A 19795-nucleotide genomic window follows, 5' to 3' on the forward strand; every position below is an offset into this window, starting at 1 on the left:
CGGCCGACCGGGGTGAAGCAGTCATGTCCCTGATTGTCCTAGCCACCAACCCGATCGACCGACAGCGACTCACCGAGAACACGAAAGATCTTTAATTGCTGGCGACTCGTTCACCAAGCCCGGCACCGGATTCGGTACAGGTGGAAAGCTCAGTCTGGCCGAGTTCTACGCCCAGGTCGCCAACCAGAATCTCACGAAGCGCGGCACGCTCGTCGTGGTCGGTTACCCGCGCCTGTTCGCCCCGACGGACGAGTGGGGCGGCTGGCGCAACGGCCGCTGCAACCTGATGCTGGCCGCCGACACGCAGATGCTGGGACGAGCGGCTGAGTACCTGGACAACGCTCTTCGCCAGGCCGTGGAACAGGCCCAGGGCAGGATCACCAACGGCACCATCAACTACGTATCACGCTTCGATCTGTTCCATAACGGCGAGTCGCACGAGCTGTGCTCGGGCCGTACCGAATATCTCAACGGCATGAGTGTTGGCTTCCGAGACGGTTCGCTGCGTGTCATGCACGCCTTTCATCCCAACGAGATCGGTCATCAGGTCACCGCGGAGTACGTCGCCGGGCGGGTTGCGTACACCCTCGATCCACCGCCCGCCCCGTCCGCGGCGGTGAGCAACAACGCCGCGCCGGCGACCCGCCGCCCGTCCGCCTCGCCGATCGGCGACGGCACCAGCCACTGGAACGTGGGCGACGCTTTCAGGTCCCGCTGCGTCGTGGCATGGCCGACCGCGCCGGTGCGCACCACGCAGTACATCCAGATGCGCATGAGCTGCCAAGGCGTTCCCCAACAGTTCCTCTTCGTCGACGTGATCTACCCAGACCCGAAGCTGAACGTGACCCCGTCCACCGGGTCAATGCTCGTCGAGGGCACGATTGCCGATCTGACCCAATCGGAGTACGGCTTCCGCACCGTCGTCGTCCATGCCTCACGCGTCGTCCTGCCCTGATCGGCTGCGACCTGGAGGATTGTGCTATCGGCCATTCGCCAGGCAACACGACGCTGCGGTCTTGTTCACCGTGAGCACCGAACCACACGGCACCGCTGGGCAGCAGTCATGACCGGTGGCTTGACATCATGCCGTGTTGCGAATCGGCAAGGAAACGGCAGGCTATCGGGCTACGCGGGCTTCGCCCCGATGCCGCCCGCCCTGGCCTGGAGGGTCGAGTGGACATCGGCGATGTCCGACGGTGCGCTGCGGGAGGCCGCGTAGTACATGATGCCGGTCGGGACGAAGAACAGCTGAAATGCGACGAGACCGACGGCGAAGTTCCATGGCGCAGGTACGCTCCGGGCGAGTGCCGTGAAGGTAACGCCGACCAGACCGTTGCCCGCCGCGCGACCGAGGCCGTTGGCAAGGTTGCCGATGCTGTACACCGTGCCGCGGTGCTCGGGCAGGTTGACGTCGGCGATCAACGCGAACCAGTTCGGTGCGTTCGCCGAGGTCAGCGCCAGCGCCAGCAACGCCGCCAGGAAGCTGGCAGCCATCGCCGGCTCACTCACGACACTCCTGAGCACCGCCGTGGTGATGGTGGCCGTATCGGCGGTGCCGGGTGCGTCGATACGCAGCGGAAGGACGAACAGCGTGACGTAGAACGGGATACCGGCCAGGATGCCGGCGGCCGATACCAGCGCACGGCCACGAGCCGTCCGGCGCTGCAGGCGATCCCCGATGAGCCCGCCGACGATCGACAGGATGCCGCCGAGCTGAAAGATCGTCGCGAACAACGTACCGACCACGATCGCTGAGGCTTGCGGGAAGCCCTGGCTCTCCGCCTTGGCCTGGAAGAGCCGCGGCAGCCACACGAGTGACCCGAAGGTCAGCTGTGCGGTGACGCCTTGCAGGATGAGCCAGACGTTGCTGCGCCGCCGGACGATGCTGTGCAGATCGGCGGGTGCAATCCGGTGCTCGTAGTTTCCGCCACCGGCGAATACCGCGGCGAGGACCGGCTCGCTCCCTCCGCGGCTGACCGCTTCGGACGGCACATAGGCGACGGCGGCCACGACCCCAACGGCGGCGAGCACGACGAACGGGCGACGCCAGTCGTGTGCGCCGAGAAGCCCTCCGGAGAGTGTCCCAGCCAGGGTCCCGACACCCTGCGACAGCCCGAACAAGCTCATGATGAGGCCACGGCGGCGCGGCGAGATGAGGTCGCTGACCACGGAGAAACCGACTGATCCGACCGCGCCCAGCCCGACGGCTGCGGTCAACTGCGTGAGCAGGAACGTCGGAAAGCTGTCGGCCAGCGCAGTCGCACCGGTGCCGATGGCCCACAGCAGTGTGCCGACCGTCAGCAGACGCCGACGGTCGGAGCGGTCACCGGCATAAGCCCAGCCGACCGCGGATGCGGCGGCGAGCAGATAGCCGGCGGCGGTGACCAGGCTGACCGCACCTTCCGAAACGTTTAGGTAATCGCTGATCGGGCTGTACAGCGGCGGCACCAGGCCGATGGCGACGTTATCGAGCGAAGACAGGACGACGAACACGACCACGGTGTAAGTACGGCGCAACCGGCGCGGCTTCCAGGTGTGTTGTCCATGGGCATCGAGCAGCATATTTCCATCAAATCAGCGATCGATGTGGGTGGACACCAGCAGTAAACCGCCGTGCCCGGCGGACAACGCGGGCCGGCGGATAAACCTGACTGGACAGCTCGAAGCCGGACGACCTGGAGGTGCAGCATGGAACGACCACCGCCGCAGCCGATGCTGGAGGGCGCCCGCCGGCCAGCGGCACAACTGACCGTGTACCTCATCGTCGTGCTGCCGTTCGTGGGACTGGTGGTCGCCGTGCCGATGCTGTGGGGCTGGGGCATCACGCTGACCGACGTCCTGCTGGCCGGTGCGACCTATCTGGTCACGATGCTCGGGGTGACCGTCGGCTTCCACCGGTACTTCACGCACCGCTCGTTCCGGGCCCGGAGGCCGCTGCGCATCGCGCTCGCCGTGCTGGGCAGCCTGGCCGTACAGGGGCCGATCGGGCACTGGGTCGCCAACCATCGGCGCCACCACGCGTTCGCCGACCACGACGGTGACCCCCATTCGCCGTGGCAGTTCGGCACATCGGCGATCGCATTGCTGCGCGGCTTCTGGCATGCCCACATGGGGTGGATGTTCAGCCGCGACCTTACCAACCAGCGCCGGTTCGCCCCGGACATCATCGACGACCGTGACCTTCGGCTCGTACACCACCTGTTCATCCCGCTGGCGGTCCTGAGCGTCTGTGGTCCTGCTGGCCTAGGCGCGCTGCTGGCCGGGACCTGGCAGGGAGCGGTGTCCGCACTGGTGTGGGCCGGTCTGATCCGGGTCGGGCTCGTACATCACGTTAGCTGGTCGGTGAACTCCATCTGCCACCTGATCGGCGAGCGGCCGTTCAAGGCGCGCGACAGGGCCGCGAACTTCGCACCGCTGGCGATCGCGAGCATGGGCGAGGCATGGCACAACCTGCATCACGCCGATCCGTCCAGCGCCCGGCACGGCGTCGAGCGCGGGCAGATCGACATTGCCGCACGGGTGATCTGGCTGATGGAGCGGCTCGGCTGGGCATACGACGTCCGCTGGCCGACACCGGAACGTATCCGCCGGCTACGCCGGTCCGCCGGGCTGTGACGGTGCATCGCGGGCCTGCTGCAGCGTCGCCGCTGTCTTGCGGCTGTCAGGATGATCGGCGCCGAGCAGCCAGCACTGCGAGGCAAGGGTCCGCTGCAGCAACTGGACCGCGGCGTCCCGCCGTCCGACGGTCAGATAGGCGTTGGCCAGGTTGAATCGTGAATGCGATGTATCGGGGTGGTCGGTGCCGAGCAGGTCCTGCCGGGCGGCCAGCGTCGCCTCGTACAGTGCGACGGCCTCGGCGATCTGCCCTGCGGCCTCGTAACCGCCGGCGAGGTTATTCTGCGACTGCAGCGTGTCCGGGTGATCCACCCCGAGTGTGCGTGTGCGGGCCTCAAGTGTCTTCCGGTACAGCGTGAGCGCTTCCTGAATCCGTCCTACCGCCCGGTAGCAGCCGGCGAGATTGTTCCGGGAGCGCAGCGTCTCGGGGTGCTCCACGCCGAGGATCTTCTCCCGGTACCGGAGGGTCTGCTCGGTAAGCGCGATCGCCTCGTCGTGGTGACCGAGTTCGCGCAGCCCGACGGCGATGTTGCTCGCGATCTCCAGCGTGTCGGGATGCCCGGGCCCGAACCGCATCTCCCGCGCCTGCAATGCGGCGCGTGCGGCCACGATGGCTTCGGCGAACCGCCCGGTCGACCAGCAGCCTCCGGCCACCCCGTAGCGGGAGGTGACCGTGTCCGGGTGATCCGGGCCGAGCGTGTCCTCACGGAGCTGCAGCGAGTGGCGAAACAGTGCCAGTGACGCGTCGTAGCGGCCCTGGCCGCGATGATAGAAACCGCCCCACATCAGGACATGGGCGGCACGGTTGGTCGTGTCGGCCGTCAGCGGTTCGGCTCGCTCGTCACGGATCCGGGCGGCGAGCGCGTCGATGTGCGGGGCGAGTTCCGCCCATCGAGGCCACTGCGCCACCGTCGTCTCCGGGTCACCGGTCGGCAGCGCGGCGTGCAGGAGGCCGACCGCCTCGCGTAGCGTGCGCTCGTCGGTGTGAACAAGCCGGATCACGGTTTGCACGAGGCGATGGATGCTGATCGTCGCGGGTGATCGGCTGATGAGGCTGTAGGACGCCGCGACGGTTAGCGCGTCCTCCACGGCCAGCGCGTCGGCAATCGGCGTGAATAGGTCGACCGGGATACGATCCGCACCGAGGTAGGACATGATGCCGAGCATCCGGGCGGCAAGCGGGTCGTCGGCAACTACCGCGTCGATCGACACTTGCCACGTGCGGGCCACCACGTCATCACTCGGGTGGGCGAGTGCTCGGGCACTCAGGATGCGGGTCGGTTGCTCGGCGAGCCACAGCCGGTACTGGGCGATGCTGACATGCTGGCGCTCCACGAGATAGGCAGCCGCATGGCTCAGTGCCAGCGGCAGACCACCCACGTCGTCGACCAGCGCCTCGGCCTCGGCGCGTTCCGTGCTCCGCCCGGTGCGTCTGAGCAGCAGGTCGATGCCGGCGTCGGCAGTGAGCACCGGCAGCGCCAACGGGGTGAGGCTCAGCGTCTGCCAGTCCAGGTATCGGCGGCTCGTGACGATGACCCGCCCGTTCGACCCGGTCGCCAGGACCGGCTGGATGGCGGCGAGGTCGACGACGTTGTCGAGCACCAGCAGCCAGCCGTCGTGGGTGGCAAGCCAGCGTTGCGCCCAGGCGGCTGTGTCGCCGGCGCTCGATGAGGCCGGCCACTTCGGCTCCAAGGTGCGGGTCAGCGCGGCGAGTCCAGCCGTGATGTTCTCCACCGAGTCGGCGTTGATCCACCACACCGGGTTGTACCGGTTCCGGTGCCCATCCGTGAACTGCAAGGCGAGCTCGGTCTTGCCGACACCGCCGAGTCCGTGCACGACAGGGCCGATGACCAGCCCGCGGTCCGTGCCCTGCAGCAGTTCCTCAAGCTGCTGTAGGGCATCGTCGCGGCCGAGGAACAGCCCGGCCGGGCGCCGTGGCAGGTTAGACAGGTCCGCCGGGGCGTCCGGCACGGTCGACGGATCCCGGGTCCCCGAACCGTGCAGGCTGTCCTGTTCCCGGTGCTCGCGCAGCTGCTCCCATGCCTGGCGGTACCGGTTGGGGTCTTCGCCGCAGAACGAGACGTAGGCGATCACCGTGTCCCAGGTCGGGATGACGTCGCCGCCGGCGGCCTCCGACAAAGCGGTTCTTGAGCGGCCGGTGTGCCGAGCCATCGCCTGATAGGTGGGGTTACGTGCCCTGACTCTCAACGCACGCAGGTCGGCAGCGAACGCGTGCAACGGGCTGAGATCCGGGAACAGGGCACGCTCGGGGCGTGGCATGCAGCGCTCCAAGTATTTTGACCGATCGATCCCCGTGAGCAGATTCTAGCGTCACCGCAATGGGCGGACGACCCCCGCACGAGTGATCGGTGGGCGCCGGTGCGCACCCTCCCCCACACCCCCGGGGGCCACCGGACAAGCCGATGACCAGGATAATCTTCTGCTCCTGCCCAGGTTGTCCGCCGCGCGTGACGGTCTATGCGTGACCTGAATCCGACACCGGCAGCACCTGATCGGCGAAGGCGGTCACCGCCGCCAGCCACAACTCCGGACACGCGCGATGCGCGCAGTGGCCACCGTCGAGCTCCACGAACCGCTGCGGCCCGACCAGTGCACGCAGCGCCGGCCGTGCCGCCGACAGCGCGCCTCCGGTGCCGGTGGGCGGCGTGAGCACCACGGTCGGGAGTCCTGCCGACGCGACCAGGTCCGCCAGATCCCATTGTGGCTGTGTTGCCAGCGCGGCCGTGAAACCGTCGCTGTCCACCGCGAAGGCGCTGTCGACGGCATGGACGACGTCCTGCTCGGTCCAGGCGGGATTGCTGGTGCGGACCCTGCGGAGTGCGGCGTCACGATCGACAGGTGCTGGAATTCCGGCCGCCGGTGCTTCGTCCGGCGGATCTTCGAGTACCAGAGCGCTGACCGGGCGTAACCGTCGAGCTGCCACCAGAAGACCGACGACCGCACCAAGACTGTGCCCGACAAGCAGGTCGATCCGATCCGGCAGCCGGTCGGCGGTCAGGGCCGCGAACCGGTCCATGGTGAACCGGCCAGTGAACCGGGCCGCACTGCCATGACCGGGCAGGTCGACGGCGTGGACCTGCCACCCGTGCCCCGCCAGAGCTGGCCCGATCCGCCACCAGGTCGACGCGGCCGCCATCGCCCCGTGCAGCAGTACGACCGTGCCGCGGCTGGCGGCGATCGGTTCCCACACTTTATGCACAAAGACTCCCAAAATTTGGACCGAGCGGCCGGAGACGCGGCAGAGCCGGACCTGGTGACCAGGCCCGGCCCGCCGTCGTGGTGATGCTTACGGGTTCCAGATGCCGGTGGACGTCGCAATGCAATGCGGGACCGTCGGCTGGTTGTACACGTACGAGGCGTGCACGAACAGCCACCTGGGCACGTCGTACCCGTCGTATGACTCCCAGACGAGCACCCTGAACCACCGGTTGGTGGAGTAGTTGCCGGTGGCCCAGTCGCCGTCCCACCAGCAGCCGACGGCGACGGTCTGGCGGGGTGCGTTCGCGGCGTACGACTGACGCAGCGCGTAACCCCAGTAGGTGCCCGAGTTGACGTAGGGACCGGTCCTGGTCGAGGCCATGTACTCGACCAGGGCGTTCGGGTACGGGGACTGCGTTGCGGCCTGAGCGGGCTGAGCCGCGATGCCCAGTGCGGCGATGCCGGCGACGGCAAACGTCAGCATCGTCCTGAGGAACCGGTGTTTCACCATAAGGTCTTCCTCTCGTAGCGCCGTCTGTCGAGCACAGGCCGGCGCATGAGCCGGCGGCTGTGCCGTCCGGCCGCGGCCGCTGGAGCGTTCCGCTGCTGTCCGTTCTAGGCGCGCCGTGGCTTGTCCGGCCGTGTCGGCGGACAACAGGGCGTCGCCGCCGTGGACGCGTTCGCGGGAACACCCGCAGGCACCGCGACGAGGCGTTGTCCGTCGTGATGCCTGGACAACGTCAGCGCTGCATACAACTGAGCGCATTGACAAACCCGGATCGGGGAGGACTCCATGCACACCGCACGAAGAACCAGGCTGGGTGCCATCATGGCGGTCGCGGTGGCCTGCGCGCTGCTGTTGCCGACAGTCCCCGCGCGGGCGGCGCCGCCCGCGCAGACGCCACCGCTCGCCGAGACCACCGATGACCTGCAGTCGTCCGTCCCTGCCGCCGACCGCGACCAGGTACTGCCCCGCGGATGGCGGTCGTCCGACGACCGGATGATGATCACCAGCGGCGACGCCGCCGGGCTGCACGTCCTTGTCGCCGACCAGAGCGCCGGCTATACCTGGCGAACCGTCGCCACCCTGGCCGAACCTGGCTTCGACGCCGACCAGTGGATCGGCAACGCGTGCGTCACGGGCTCCGGCCGGCGCGTGGTCGTCGCCTACGCCCCGCGGACGTTCGCCAACGACGCCGGCCTGTTCGACCGCGGCGCGTTCACCGCCGTCGTCGACCTGCAGACCGGCGCGGTCGCGAAGCTGCCCAGCCTCTCCACGCTCGCATACTTCAGTCCCGGCTGCGGCGCCGGCGAGACCGCTGTGCTCACCCGGTTCCGCGACGACGAGATCAAGGGTGGCGCCCAGACCCGGCTCAGTGTCGTCGATGCGGGCGCCCATGGGGTGGTCCGCGAGGTCACGCTCAACGGCACGGTGACGTCGGCCGTCCCGGTCGAGGCCGGTCTGGTCGCGGCCGACGGCGCTCGTCTGGTCCGCATCCCGGACAAGGGCGACCCGGTGGGCCTCGTCCGGACCACGAACGTGCCATTCGACCTGCGGGCTGACGGCTCAGGCGCGGTGGTCTACGTGGAACGGTCCGGCGACAAGGTCCGGATCAACCGGACGTCGGCCCGGCCCGGCGCGGCGGCATCACTGCTGGCCACCGGCGCCGCCGGCACCGTCGGGCCGCTCTCCCCGGTCGGCGGCCGCGTATTTCTCGCCGGCACCGCCGACACGGTCGGCAAGCTACCGGCCAGCGTCGTCCGCACGACGGCCAGCCGCTCCGCGCAGCTGTCCAGCCGCGGCCACCTGGCCGTCACGAAACTGGAGCAGCAGCGGCCGGGCAGCGCGGGCGCCGATCCCGCCGGGCCGAGGTCGCTACGCATCGACGCCGACGTCCTGGCCACCGGCAAGCGCGTCCGCTTCGCGGTGTCGCCGTCCGCGGCGGCGGGGCGGTCCGCCGAGCACCCGAGCCTGGCCGGCCGCGGCGCCCAGGGCCTCGCCGCGGGCTCGCCGACCGACCCAGTCGACGCCGACCGGACGTGCTCGGTGCCGCGCAACGACCCGCGCACCCAGGTGTACCAGCCGACGCCCCGGCAGGTCGAGTGGGCGGCCGACCAAGCGGTCACCGGCCACCTGACGATGACGCGACCGGCGAACTGGCGGCAGTCCGGCCTGCCGGCGTGGAGCCCGCAGGGGATGTTCCCGCGGCCGGCCCTCACCGCCGGGGGCCGCGTCCCGGTCCAGGTGCTGCTCGGCATCCTGACGCAGGAGTCGAACCTGTGGCAGGCGTCCAGTGTCGCCCTACCCGGCGACACCGCCAATCCACTCATCGGCAACTTCTACGGCCGGCAGCTGTACAACCAGAACAGCGGCGACGATTGGATCATCGACTGGAGCAGCGCGGACTGTGGCTACGGGGTCGCGCAGGTCACGGACGGCATGCGGCTGGGCGATCCGGCCCGCTCGGCGAACCAGCAGCGGGCGATCGCCCTGGACTACGCCACCAACATCGCGGCCGGGCTGCAGATCCTCGTCGCGAAGTGGAACGAGACCCGCGCGGCCGGCCTGATCGTCAACGACGGCGATCCGGCGAACATCGAGAACTGGTTCTTCGCCGTATGGGCCTACAACTCGGGCTTTCACCCCCAGGCCGGCACCGGCCAGCCGTGGGGGGTGGGCTGGGCCAACAACCCGGCGAACCCGCGCTTCCCGGCCGACCGGCCGCCGTTCCTCGAGTACACCTACGCGGACGCCGCCCACCCGCAGTACTGGCCCTACGAGGAGAAGGTCCTCGGCTGGGCGGGCCACCCCATCGACTCGGTGGTCGCGCCGGACACAATGATCGCCGGGTACCGGGCCGCGTGGTGGACGACTGAGCAGAACCGGGAGACGGTGAAGCCGCCGGTCGACCAATTCTGCGACAGCTCCAACGACTGTCACCCGGGGATGGTCTTCGTCCCAAACGACCCGTCGGTGACCGGCGAGCCGGCCGGCCCGTGCGGGCACCGCAACGCCTCGGGCAAGTACGACCTGCAGTGCTGGTACCACCAGGCCACCACCTGGAAGGACTGCAACGCCGACTGCGGCTATGAGCTCCTGCGGTTCGACGAGACCTACCCAGAGCAGCCGGACGGCGTCAGCTATCCCCCGAACTGCGCGCTGGCAGGCCTGCCGACAGGCGCCCTGATCATCGACGACGTCGCCGACTCGGTGCCGTCAGTGCGCACCTCGTGCGGCCATCCCTGGACCAACCAGGGCACCTTCGGCCTCACATTCGCCGCCGACGGCTCCGGCACATACCCGTCGAAGGTGGACTTCCACCAGATCGGCGGCGGATTCGGCGGCCACTTCTGGTTCGCCCGCACGCGCCAGAGCGGCGAGGCACAGATGAAGGTCACCGGCACCTGGACCCTGAACCGGTCACTGTCCGGCTGGGCGCGGGTCATGGTGCACATGCCGGACCACGGTGCCCACACGCAGCAGGCGAGCTACGAAATCGACCTCGGTAACGGCACCAAGACCCGGGTCGTGCTGCAGCGGACCCTGCAGAACCGCTGGGTGTCACTCGGCGCGTTCCCGTTCGCCGGGGTGCCACGAGTCCGGCTCAGCTCGCAGACCTTGGACGGCACCGGCAACGACGACATCGCCTTCGACGCCGTCGCGTTTCAGCCGCTGCCGGGCAAGCCGCACGATCAGGTCGTCGCGCTCGGCGACTCGTACTCGTCCGGCGAGGGCGCCTCGGTCACCGGCGGCGGTGACTACTACCGCGAGACCGACAACAACGGCGACGACGAGGCCACCCGCAACGCCTGCCACCGCTCCCGCAACGCCTGGAGCCGCAAGGCGGTACTGCCGTCGTCGACGCAGCCGATCGGCGTGCGCGCCGACGCCTGGGACGCCTCGATGGACTATCACCTCCTGGCCTGCTCAGGTGCTTGGACCAACAGCGTCATGCCGCTGCTGCCCTACCGTCCAGGGCCGGACGAAGTGCACGTGGAGCAATACGGCGAGCTCAACCAACTCGACCGCGGATTCGTCGACGAGAACACCACCCTGGTCACGATCTCCATCGGTGGTAACGACGCCCTGTTCGGCGACATCATCAAGAAGTGCGTCGCGGACTTCCTCCACGACTGCCAGGACGAGACGCTCGACGGCGAGACCCAGCCGCTGAGGGTCACCGAGCCGCAGCGGCTCGACATCGTCGAGTCCAAGGTGACCAGCCTATTGCGTCAGATCCGCATCAAGGCACCCAATGCCAAGGTCCTACTCATGGGCTATCCCAGGCTGATCGAGGGCGACGGCGCCTGCCTGGCCGGTGTCGCAGGCTCCGGCATCAGCCCGGCCGAGTCGCAGTGGCTGGCCCAGACGGGTCAGCTGCTGGATCAACACCTGGCCGCCGCCGTCACCGCGGCAAACGGCCAGGGCACACGCTGGGCCTGGTACTCCGACCCGAACGACGAGTTCGCCGGCAAGGGCGTCTGCGGCTCACCCGAGTCGATCCACGGCATCGTGGCCGACAAGACGCCCGGCGACAGCCCCGGTATCGGCGCGTCGCAGCAGTCCTTCCACCCGAAGAACGAGGGCACAACCCTCTATGCCCAGGCCATGAACCAGACCATGCCCGCTCTGGGCCTGTAACGAAAGCGAGGCTGTGCAATGTCCCGAACACGAATCATCGGCCTTCTGGGCGCCGTCGCCCTCGGCCTGTCCGCAGCCGTCGCGGCAGGATCGCCAGCACTGGCCGTCACCTGCTACGGCGACTACTGCTCGGGCCAGGACCCGGAATCCTCGGGCTGCAGCGCCGACGGAGTGACGGTGGCCTCGGGGCCGATGTGGGGCACCTCCGGCTCCTACGTGGAGCTGCGCTGGTCACCGACGTGCAAGACGAACTGGGCCCGCGTCCCGGCAGCGTTCGGCACGAACCAGCCGCAGGCGCTCGTGGCGTATCAGTGTCCGACCGGTTACCAGCAGGTCGGCGTCTCAGCCTCCAGCACGGCCTGGTCGTGGAGTCGCATGATCTACTCGCCGACCAAGTCCGTACGAGCAACCTGGAACGGCGGCCCGGGCGGGGGTACGACGGCCTGCGTGTGATCCACGCGTCCCCCGGCCGCCATGGCCGCCGGGGGACTACCGTGGGCCGGTCGCAGCATGCGCCTTCAGCGTCAACTGCCCAACCGCTGAGCCGCAATAGGCCACAGTGGTCAGAGCACAAGGCCAACGTTCTGGAATAGGGGAATCCGGGGTAATCCGGCCACCCCAATACCACTGGGCCAGCCACCCTTGGCGCCGGCCGACAGTCCAGCACCGCCAAGCCGACGTCGGTCACCGACGGTCCCGTTGAGACTCAACACCTCCAGCGGTACGTCCAGCAGCGGCGTCAGGCTGTCTGCGGCCGGGAGTCGGTGAGCAGGACTCGCCGATGGCCGGTGCCGCACCGACTCGCGACACCGCCGAATCACTCATCCGAGGACTGCCTGTGGGCCGGTTGGGGCCGTGCACTGAGGTCGTTACGAACGGCATGTGCACACGCCTTCGGCGAGTGTGCTGACTTGAACACCTCCGAGGCACGTCACCTGATCGCCAGGCCAGCCGTCGCAGTGTTGCAGGTCAGCCGCACGCTATCGGCGACGGTGCTCGGGACGCCTCGACTGCCGTCTGACCGACCACCGGGCGCTGATGGAGGCTTCAAGTAGTCCAGCGGAAGTTCGACGGCCCGTCGTCCCGATCCCCGGTCCAGCCGAGATACGCAGCGCCCGGTCGCTCTGCTGCGCACTCGCGTCGGCAATTCGTCCGTCTACGGTGTTGTGGCTTGCGCCCACCGCATCGCCTCGAAGGAGGCGTCGAGGATGCCGTTGCGGTGCACCCGGATCCCGGAGCGCTGCCGGGCTGCCATCAGCGCCGCCGCCGGATCAGCGATGAGATACGGCGAGCCGGTCGCGATGTCCGCGAACACGCGACCGCTGCGCTCGGACACGGCGACAGCGACGAGCAGCTCGAGCTGCGTGAAGGAAACGACAGCCGTCGGGAAGGGCATCCGCCCGAGGTCCTGGCCGAACATGGTCTGGTTGGCAAGGTACAGCGGTTCCGGAACGACGATCAGGGCGCGTGCCGGTCGGCCGTCGTCCGGCAGGTGCGCGAAGGCAGGATGCCCGTTGCGCCAAAGGTCGTACGTCCTCCGCAGCTGCTTCTGCGCCTTACCGAGGTCACGGCGGAGCCTTTCCGCGTACAGGTCAGAGTCGAGACGCTTGTCCAGCGCCGGGCGGAGGCTCTTCACCTCCACCAGGATTACCTGGTCGGGGTACACCACGAATCCGTCGACACTCGCCGAACCCGGCTCGTACTCGACTTCTGCGGTGACAACGGCTCCAGCCGCGTTGAGCTGCGCGAGCTGCTCAAGGGTGTATTCCTCGTTCAGGATGCCTAGGTCATCCGCGAACGGTTTGCCGTATGCGGCGAAACCGGCGTAGTACAGCGCGGCGAGGGAGAACCGGCCGGTGACGAACAGCGGCTGCGGCGCCAATCCGATCCCGTCGGGTAGCACGACGAACGGACGGTCGATGAGCGGGTTGAAGTCGTGCTGGCGTAGGTCCTGCTGCTGATGGCGCGGCGCCCGGGCCGCCGCCTGGAGCTTGGCGGCAGGGGCGCTGAGCCGCGTGGAATACACCCGCAGGATCTGCTCCTTCGGGGTCTGTTCGCACACGGGAACGAAGTTCGGTTGGTCCAGCCATGTGGGGTTGAAGGTGCCGCCGTTGACCATCACCGCCGCCAGGAAGAACGGCGCGAGATCCGTGTATGCGTCGACATCGGCACCGAGAAGCTCTTCGATCACGGCGTCGCTGAGCACCTGGAAGCGCGGACGTGGGAAGGACCGCTTGAGCATCGGCCTCATCCGTGCGGTGTCGCCGAAGATCGGCTGCTGGTAAGGAAACTGCTGGTAGCCGGTTCTCAGCATGAATCCGGCGACCGAACCATCTCCGGCCGCGCCGTTGTCAGCGCGCCGGAGCAGTGGATCCTCCAGCTCGTGGACGTACACGTCCAACGCCGGCAGCACCTGCGCGTCCGGATTCTGCCGGCCCTGTGCGGCAAGCCCTCCCGCCAACGCCTCCCGGGCGACTAAGCTCACCGACCACGGCTTGATCGGATCCGCCGCGTCGACCAGCCCCGACGACCGGCTCCACTGACGGATCGACGCCTGGGCAAGCAGCCGCAACAGCCTGGTCGCCCGGTACCGCCGAACGACACGTACGAATGAGTCATACCGAGCCCCGGCCGGCCGCTGCAGCACCTGGGGAGCTTTACCGCTGACCTGCCTGTCAGCACGTCGCAACCGGGTTTGAGAAACAGGCATAGGGCTCAGCGTGCATGAAGGTTCTACGTATTTCATCGTAGATTCACGATCGGGTGACCCACGCCGGCTTGCCGCTGACCGCGGCTGACGGACGCTTCAAGCCGGTGTCGCCGCCGCCGCGACACCACGCCGCCGCGGCGGGCGGCGAGCTAGCCGAGGACGTCACGCAGGTCAGCCTTGTTGTCCTACACACCGCTGGCGCGGCGAATCCCCGTTGCACCCACCGAACGGCGGCGAGAGACGCGGGTCAACGATCAGCGTCCACTGCGAATTCGATGGCGATGGAACGATCGGATCATGTCGCTCCGGTCATGCAGGGGTAGGTTGCCAGCCTCACTGCACCGACCAGCCGCATCACCCAATGAACCCACGTCAGCCGACGAACAATCGACGACACCATGGCTCCGCCAGAGGCACGACCATCAACCTCAGTTACGGTCTCTGCCCATCGTCGTCGGATGCGACGATAGCCCGCAGGCTCGGCTTGAGCAGATTCTCGAACGTCGTAAATCCGCGCGCGACCAGCCGATTCACCGTATCTGCCGCCAGCCTCTTTGTATTCACATCTGCCGATGCAACTCCTGCACTCAGCACGTCGGTGAGTTCCTGTCGGGATCCCGTGATAAACCACAGCTCGTTCGGTGCGTCGATGAGCAGGGCGGTGGCCGCGACGACCTCAGCTAGGTTTTCGCTGCAAAGGCTCGCGAGCCTCTCCGCCACTTCGCTGCCAGTGTTCGTCACGGCGCCACCGCTCCTCAGGAGTACTTGGAGTTGTTCGAGCGCCCAGCCGGCAGGGAATTGCCCGGAGGTGAACCACCATCCGAAGCCGCTCAGCTCGTCGAGTTCGCCAGGACGATCCATGGCGGATGCAAGGCGCGCGGTCCAAAGCTGCTGCAGCCGGTTGGTCTCTTCCTGGCTGAGCGGGTCGTCGTTGTGCATCTGCAAGCCTGTGCACTCGATGAGCCGGCTGCGCAGCCGCAGGGAGGCATGTGCGAAGAACGCGGTCATGATCTCGCCGCTCAGCGCGATGGCGCCGTGCCGATACAGGACGGCCAGATGCTGGGCCAGGCGGTCCTCCGGCTGATCTTCACGTGCCCGTTCATCGGTGACTTCCGGTTGTTCAAGTGCGTCGAGAGCCGTGGCGTGTTGGAGGTAGAGCGGAGTGAGCAGCTCAATTGTCGGCTCCGCAAGGCTGCTGAATCGAAGGTAAGCGGTCCATGCGGCAGAACGAATCCCGGGCTCGGTGGTATGCGGGAATATCCGTTCAACCTGAGTCCGGGTCCAGGTGGGATCGAGGCTGACCAGGAGGTTGATGTGTTGGCCATACAACGCCCTCATGGAAGGGCTCGGGTCGACGGTGGGGTCGAGGTGGCGTTCAAGCAGGTCCCTCACGGTCGGCTCGAAGGCCGGTGTCTGTGGGTCGTGCCGTCGTCGGGCGTACTCCAGCAGTGCTCTGAGCGCATCACCACGGACCGTCCCTTCGGCTGTCATCCACAGACTGGCCGGGTCCGGTTCGGGGTCGTCCGGCGTGCCCGGATCAGGGTCGTTGAGCAGCGCGGTGATCAACGACAGGGCCCGGTCGAGCAATGAGTCGGGAAGCTGCTTGGTCTGCAGACCTGCAATGAGCAGGTTCGCCACCTCACGGCGGCACGGCTTCCACCCCGAGTCACCGCCGCCGGGACGGACCGGCAACAGTCTCGGCATGGCCGTGACGGTGAAGCCGAAGTCCAGCAGACAGTCCCAATCCAGACTGGGCAACGGCGCCGCCGGTGCGCCATCCTCCCCCCGAAGCGACCGGCGGAGCGCCGACAGCAGACCCCGGCCGTAGGCAGGGTCCAACGTCGTGAAACGAGACGCGAGCGCCGAAAACCGCTGCGGCTGTGATAGGACGGCGGCTTCGAGCACCTGCCTGAGATCGCTGATACCAGGATCACGCCAGGCCCCCGTGGGCTCCCAGCTGGCGAGATATTCGACGATCGCGTCGTTTGTGAGCTCGTTGAGATTCGCAAACGCAGGCTCGTCCACAGACCGTCCGTCGTCGCTCGACTCGAACTTGATGACGTCGTACGCGACCGCGGGTGCACCCCAGGTGGCGACCAGCTTTTCAAGTTCGGCTTTGCGCCCGTCAGGCAGTACGTCGCCAAATCGGCCAAGCCGCGCCCACAACCGGCGCTCCGCAGCGGCACCATCGACGGTTATGTCGTCGACGTAGCTCAAGATCTTGTCGCGGTCGTTGGCATCGAGCTGTTCATACGACGCACGAAGCAGTGCGCCGTACTCCTGGAAGCACTCGTTGTCGGCGAACCACACTGGATCGGTCAGATACCGGGTGATGAATGCCTTGTCAGGGATCCGCGTCAGCAGCCACAGCGTCAGTCGGCGGAAGATGCCGGCCTCGTGCTCGTCGAGTACCTGAAGCACCTCGCGCAGGCGTCCAGCGGTTGCGACGGCCGCAGCAGCGTCACGCAGCAGCACGACCAGACGATCGCGGCCGGACCGAATCGTGTCCGATTCCAGGCCGGGCCACCATCGCGTTGAGCCAGCCAGGTGATCGCCAACCTTCCCGGGCGCGCGACTGAGTCGTTCCGCAACGGCTTTAACTCCGACCACGTCGAACGCGGGGAATGCCTGCGCGGTGAAGCTGGCGGGTAGATGGCCAGTGGAGGACCGGGCAGCTGGTTGCGGCAGCAGCTGTTCAAAGACGAGCACGGCCGCGTCGCGGTGGCCGGCAGACACCAGAGCGAGCACTACATCCCTGGCCTTGGATGGCAGCGCCCACTGCCCAGGTCCATCCAGCATCCGCGCGATCGTGGGGCAAAGTGCCGCAGCGAGCGTCGGGGAGACGGCAAGCGCGATGTCGGCCACGCTCTCCGCTGCTTCGGGATTGTCGGTATCCAAGTGGGACGCTACGGCTACAACCGCTGGAGCAAGGTTGGGGTCAGCGGCCATACGGACCAGGTACCGGCCTGCAGGCCAAGGCTGGTAGGCGAAGAAGCCGTCCTCGGTCGGTTGCAGCCGGGGTGGAGAGTCGAAGTAGTTCGCCTTCCGCAACTTCGGAAACCATCCGGCGGACGCCCGGTCGAAGAACCTGGCCAGCGCAACCGTGCTGTTCGGCACGCCGTTGCGCAACTGCTTCACGTCATCGGTCGTGACTTCCGTCTGGGCGGCGAGTTGGTCGATGAGCGGTAGAGCCAGCGTGTACGACGCCTCGAAGCGACGACCGACAACAAGAAGAACGGTTTGGAAACGACCCCACTTCTGCCGGAACATGTCGTCGACCGGTCGTGGCGCAATGAGTCCGGCGCGGTGTGCAACGTCATGCCAACTTGCCGTCTTCCAAAGTTCGCGAACCTCGTCGTCGTCCGCGACACCCAGCGCCGAACAGATCTCGTCGACCACCGAGCGCCGGTCGGGGTCACGTTGACCTTCGCCTTTTGGCAAGCTGTTGAGGTATGATCGCCGGTCCGCCGGGATCAGCGCGCCGAGAAGCTCGCGGAGCATCGAGTCCAGCTCACGGGCCATGTGACCGACCAGATGCGATCGTGTCTTCAACGCCGGCTCGGCGGCAAGCATGCGAATCGCATCCGCGTACTGGTCGGCAGGAGCGCCACCCATCAACTCCAGCAGCCGATGAACCTCACGCTGCTGCGAATCCAGTGGCACACGGCCGAGTGGGGCCAACGGGTCCAGTGTCATATGGGCACCTTCGTGGCAGGGCTGCCGCAATCGTCTCGTTCACGGGATCCTCGCGGAGATCGCCGGCTGCCAACTTTTGGGCAGTCCTCGAGTAGACAGCATCGGCGATCGCTCAGGCAACGGGTTTGCGCAACACTGCCGAGTGAACATGGTCCGCGGGCCGGCCGCGGATCACCACCCGACCTGGCGACAGCCGAACCGGCCGCACGTCCGCCTCGAACGGGGTCCAGAGTCCTTCCCACCGGTTGCACGACCTGTCGGGCGTAGCCTTGGGCGTGTGGTGATCGATGGAGTGACCCGACCGCGGACCATCGGGAGCCGTTGGTGAGCGGGGTTGGCACGGTGTTCGACCGAAGTCCTCTGTACGTCGTGCTCTTCTCTGCGGCCGACGCAGACGCGGCGATCTCGCCGATCGTGTCCGCGCAAGAGGATGCCGACACGCTGGGGACGGTGCCGCATGGACTCGACCGTAATGTCGCTGGCGCGCTACCGGGCCTGTGGTACTGCCTAAACCTGCCGAACACCTTTCGGGAACTGATCGACATCCCCGCACTTGCCATCAAAGCCGCCCAGGTTCTCCACCTGGATCACCACATCCTTCTCGCGCCGATCGAACTCTTCGATTCACAGCTGCTGAACGTGCGGTCCAGCTATTGGCCAACACTGGTCGTCTGCCCGGATGAACTGCTTCATGAGGCGACCGGTCGGTCCACGGCCCTGGGCTTCGCGCTCCCACCAGCCGGGTACTCGCAGTTGTCCAGCGAAAGCTTGCGAGCGCACTGGCGGGCGATCCACGCACACTTCGCTCCGGACGCTGCGTATCTCGGCGATGAGCCGACGTTGACGAATCGACTTGACCTTGCCCCCGTCGATTTGCCACGGCGATGGCTAGCGCGGCAGTTCGGCCCGTTGGCCGACAGCCCGTCCGTCGCGGTCGGCGACCTCGACAGCCTCTTCGCCGAGACCATTCACAGGCAGGTGAATCTTGCAGCGATTGCCAGACTGGAGCGTGAGGACACAGCTCCGGACGCCGCCGCGGCACTCATGCCGCAGGTCTACAAGGAGGAGCAAGCCCAGCTGCGGGTTCCCGTCACACTAGCGCTGCCGGGCGTTGCCCCAGCCTACATCCGGTCCGCATACGACAGTTTGTTGAAGCAACGGGTCGAGCCCCTTACCTCCGTCGACCCAGCCGACACGTGGTCGGTGACGATGCACCACCGTACCGATGCGCTGGTGGAGCGGGCGGCGATCGAGTTCGTCGCCACGCACCACGCGTTGGCACGAGGTGGTATCGGCGTGATGTTCCCGACCGTGCCGCCGGCAGCTTTCACCATCCTCGCCCAGCTCGAACGACACTTCGAAGCACCGAGACCGGATGGCCCCGCAGTCTGGCGTCTTCTCGACAGGCTCGATGCCGCAACGCGCTCGATATGGACCGGCGCCTTGGTTTGGCTCGTCAGGCACGCCTCCACCCTCACCGTCTTCGCCAACTTTCCGATCGGGCTGCTCCGTCTGCCTGGGGACACGTCTCCGCTTTCGACCCGAGTGCCCATCACGTACCGGCCGTTGCTTCCGCTCACCAGATCTGTTCAGCTGGAACTCGCGTTCGTTCCGGCGATCGACCTCAGTGTCCGCCTGCGAGTTCTCGTCGCCGAATGCATCCCGGCCGACGACCGTATCGGACCGGAATCACGTCAGGCGTGGGAGTTCGCGGCAGAGGCGGTCCAGGGTGCAGGAGGCAAAGTCACGATGGACATCGTCGAGACTCTGTCCGTGGATGCGCTGCGTCGCGCTATTGAAGCCGCCCGCCCCGACGTTCTAAAGATCTTTCGTGTTCTCGGTGAGTCGCTGTCGGTCGATCGGGTTGGTGGCTAGGACAATCAGGGACATGACTGCTTCACCCCGGTCGGCCG

At 67.4% G+C, this 19795-nt stretch carries 11 protein-coding genes; 5 read left to right on the forward strand and 6 right to left on the reverse strand.

What is annotated here, in order from left to right:
- Positions 1-214: 214 nt before the first annotated feature.
- Positions 215-955: a hypothetical protein gene (locus ACIA8L_RS55855; RefSeq protein ID WP_395918380.1), complete on the forward strand. Its 741-nt coding sequence runs from the start codon at positions 215-217 to the stop codon at positions 953-955.
- 170 nt (positions 956-1125) lie between these two features.
- Here ACIA8L_RS55855 and ACIA8L_RS55860 read toward each other — a convergent pair whose 3' ends face one another.
- Entirely contained in the window at positions 1126-2562 is a 1437-nt protein-coding gene (locus ACIA8L_RS55860; RefSeq protein ID WP_395918381.1) for an MFS transporter, read from the reverse strand.
- A gap of 126 nt (positions 2563-2688) precedes the next feature.
- On the opposite strand from ACIA8L_RS55860, the gene ACIA8L_RS55865 reads away from it, so the two are divergent.
- Entirely contained in the window at positions 2689-3615 is a 927-nt protein-coding gene (locus tag ACIA8L_RS55865) for an acyl-CoA desaturase (RefSeq protein ID WP_395918383.1), read from the forward strand.
- On the opposite strand, the gene ACIA8L_RS55870 is transcribed toward ACIA8L_RS55865, so the two are convergent.
- The 3 genes from ACIA8L_RS55870 to ACIA8L_RS55880 form a co-directional block, all read right to left on the reverse strand.
- Positions 3592-5895 (reverse strand): tetratricopeptide repeat protein, encoded by a 2304-nt coding sequence (locus ACIA8L_RS55870; protein ID WP_395918384.1) that lies wholly within the window; start codon positions 5893-5895, stop codon positions 3592-3594. The two genes, ACIA8L_RS55865 and ACIA8L_RS55870, sit on opposite strands and share 24 nt — an antisense overlap.
- Before the next feature lie 196 nt (positions 5896-6091).
- Positions 6092-6835 carry an alpha/beta fold hydrolase gene (locus ACIA8L_RS55875; RefSeq protein WP_395918386.1) on the reverse strand — a complete coding sequence of 248 codons (744 nt, stop codon included), beginning with the start codon at positions 6833-6835 and terminating at the stop codon, positions 6092-6094.
- A gap of 87 nt (positions 6836-6922) precedes the next feature.
- Complete coding sequence (locus ACIA8L_RS55880) at positions 6923-7345, reverse strand: hypothetical protein (RefSeq protein WP_395918388.1); 423 nt, start codon at positions 7343-7345, stop codon at positions 6923-6925.
- Positions 7346-7663: 318 nt separating this feature from the next.
- Between ACIA8L_RS55880 and ACIA8L_RS55885 the strand changes: the two genes are divergently transcribed.
- Both ACIA8L_RS55885 and ACIA8L_RS55890 read left to right on the forward strand, forming a co-directional pair.
- Positions 7664-11476 (forward strand): hypothetical protein, encoded by a 3813-nt coding sequence (locus ACIA8L_RS55885; RefSeq protein ID WP_395918390.1) that lies wholly within the window; start codon positions 7664-7666, stop codon positions 11474-11476.
- Positions 11477-11494: 18 nt separating this feature from the next.
- Complete coding sequence (locus tag ACIA8L_RS55890) at positions 11495-11929, forward strand: DUF2690 domain-containing protein (protein WP_395918392.1); 435 nt, start codon at positions 11495-11497, stop codon at positions 11927-11929.
- 703 nt (positions 11930-12632) lie between these two features.
- Here the strand turns inward: ACIA8L_RS55890 and ACIA8L_RS55895 are convergent.
- Both ACIA8L_RS55895 and ACIA8L_RS55900 read right to left on the reverse strand, forming a co-directional pair.
- Complete coding sequence (locus ACIA8L_RS55895; RefSeq protein WP_395918393.1) at positions 12633-14048, reverse strand: hypothetical protein; 1416 nt, start codon at positions 14046-14048, stop codon at positions 12633-12635.
- 570 nt (positions 14049-14618) lie between these two features.
- Positions 14619-17882, reverse strand: a complete 3264-nt coding sequence (locus ACIA8L_RS55900; RefSeq protein ID WP_395918395.1) for a hypothetical protein — start codon at positions 17880-17882, stop codon at positions 14619-14621.
- Positions 17883-18206: 324 nt separating this feature from the next.
- Here ACIA8L_RS55900 and ACIA8L_RS55905 point away from each other — a divergent pair, with 324 nt between their 5' ends.
- Positions 18207-19757: a hypothetical protein gene (locus tag ACIA8L_RS55905; RefSeq protein ID WP_395918397.1), complete on the forward strand. Its 1551-nt coding sequence runs from the start codon at positions 18207-18209 to the stop codon at positions 19755-19757.
- Positions 19758-19795: the final 38 nt, after the last annotated feature.

The organism is Dactylosporangium sp. NPDC051541 (assembly GCF_044454505.1).
Classification (GTDB): domain Bacteria; phylum Actinomycetota; class Actinomycetes; order Mycobacteriales; family Micromonosporaceae; genus Dactylosporangium.

Bases quoted from the DNA above. Each gene is read 5' to 3' on its own strand.
- ACIA8L_RS55860 (WP_395918381.1), bottom strand. From the start codon at position 2,562: ATGCTGCTCGATGCCCATGGACAACACACCTGGAAGCCGCGCCGGTTG.
- ACIA8L_RS55865 (WP_395918383.1), top strand. From the start codon at position 2,689: ATGGAACGACCACCGCCGCAGCCGATGCTGGAGGGCGCCCGCCGGCCA.
- ACIA8L_RS55870 (WP_395918384.1), bottom strand. From the start codon at position 5,895: ATGCCACGCCCCGAGCGTGCCCTGTTCCCGGATCTCAGCCCGTTGCAC.
- ACIA8L_RS55880 (WP_395918388.1), bottom strand. From the start codon at position 7,345: ATGGTGAAACACCGGTTCCTCAGGACGATGCTGACGTTTGCCGTCGCC.
- ACIA8L_RS55885 (WP_395918390.1), top strand. From the start codon at position 7,664: ATGGCGGTCGCGGTGGCCTGCGCGCTGCTGTTGCCGACAGTCCCCGCG.
- ACIA8L_RS55890 (WP_395918392.1), top strand. From the start codon at position 11,495: ATGTCCCGAACACGAATCATCGGCCTTCTGGGCGCCGTCGCCCTCGGC.
- ACIA8L_RS55900 (WP_395918395.1), bottom strand. From the start codon at position 17,882: ATGACACTGGACCCGTTGGCCCCACTCGGCCGTGTGCCACTGGATTCG.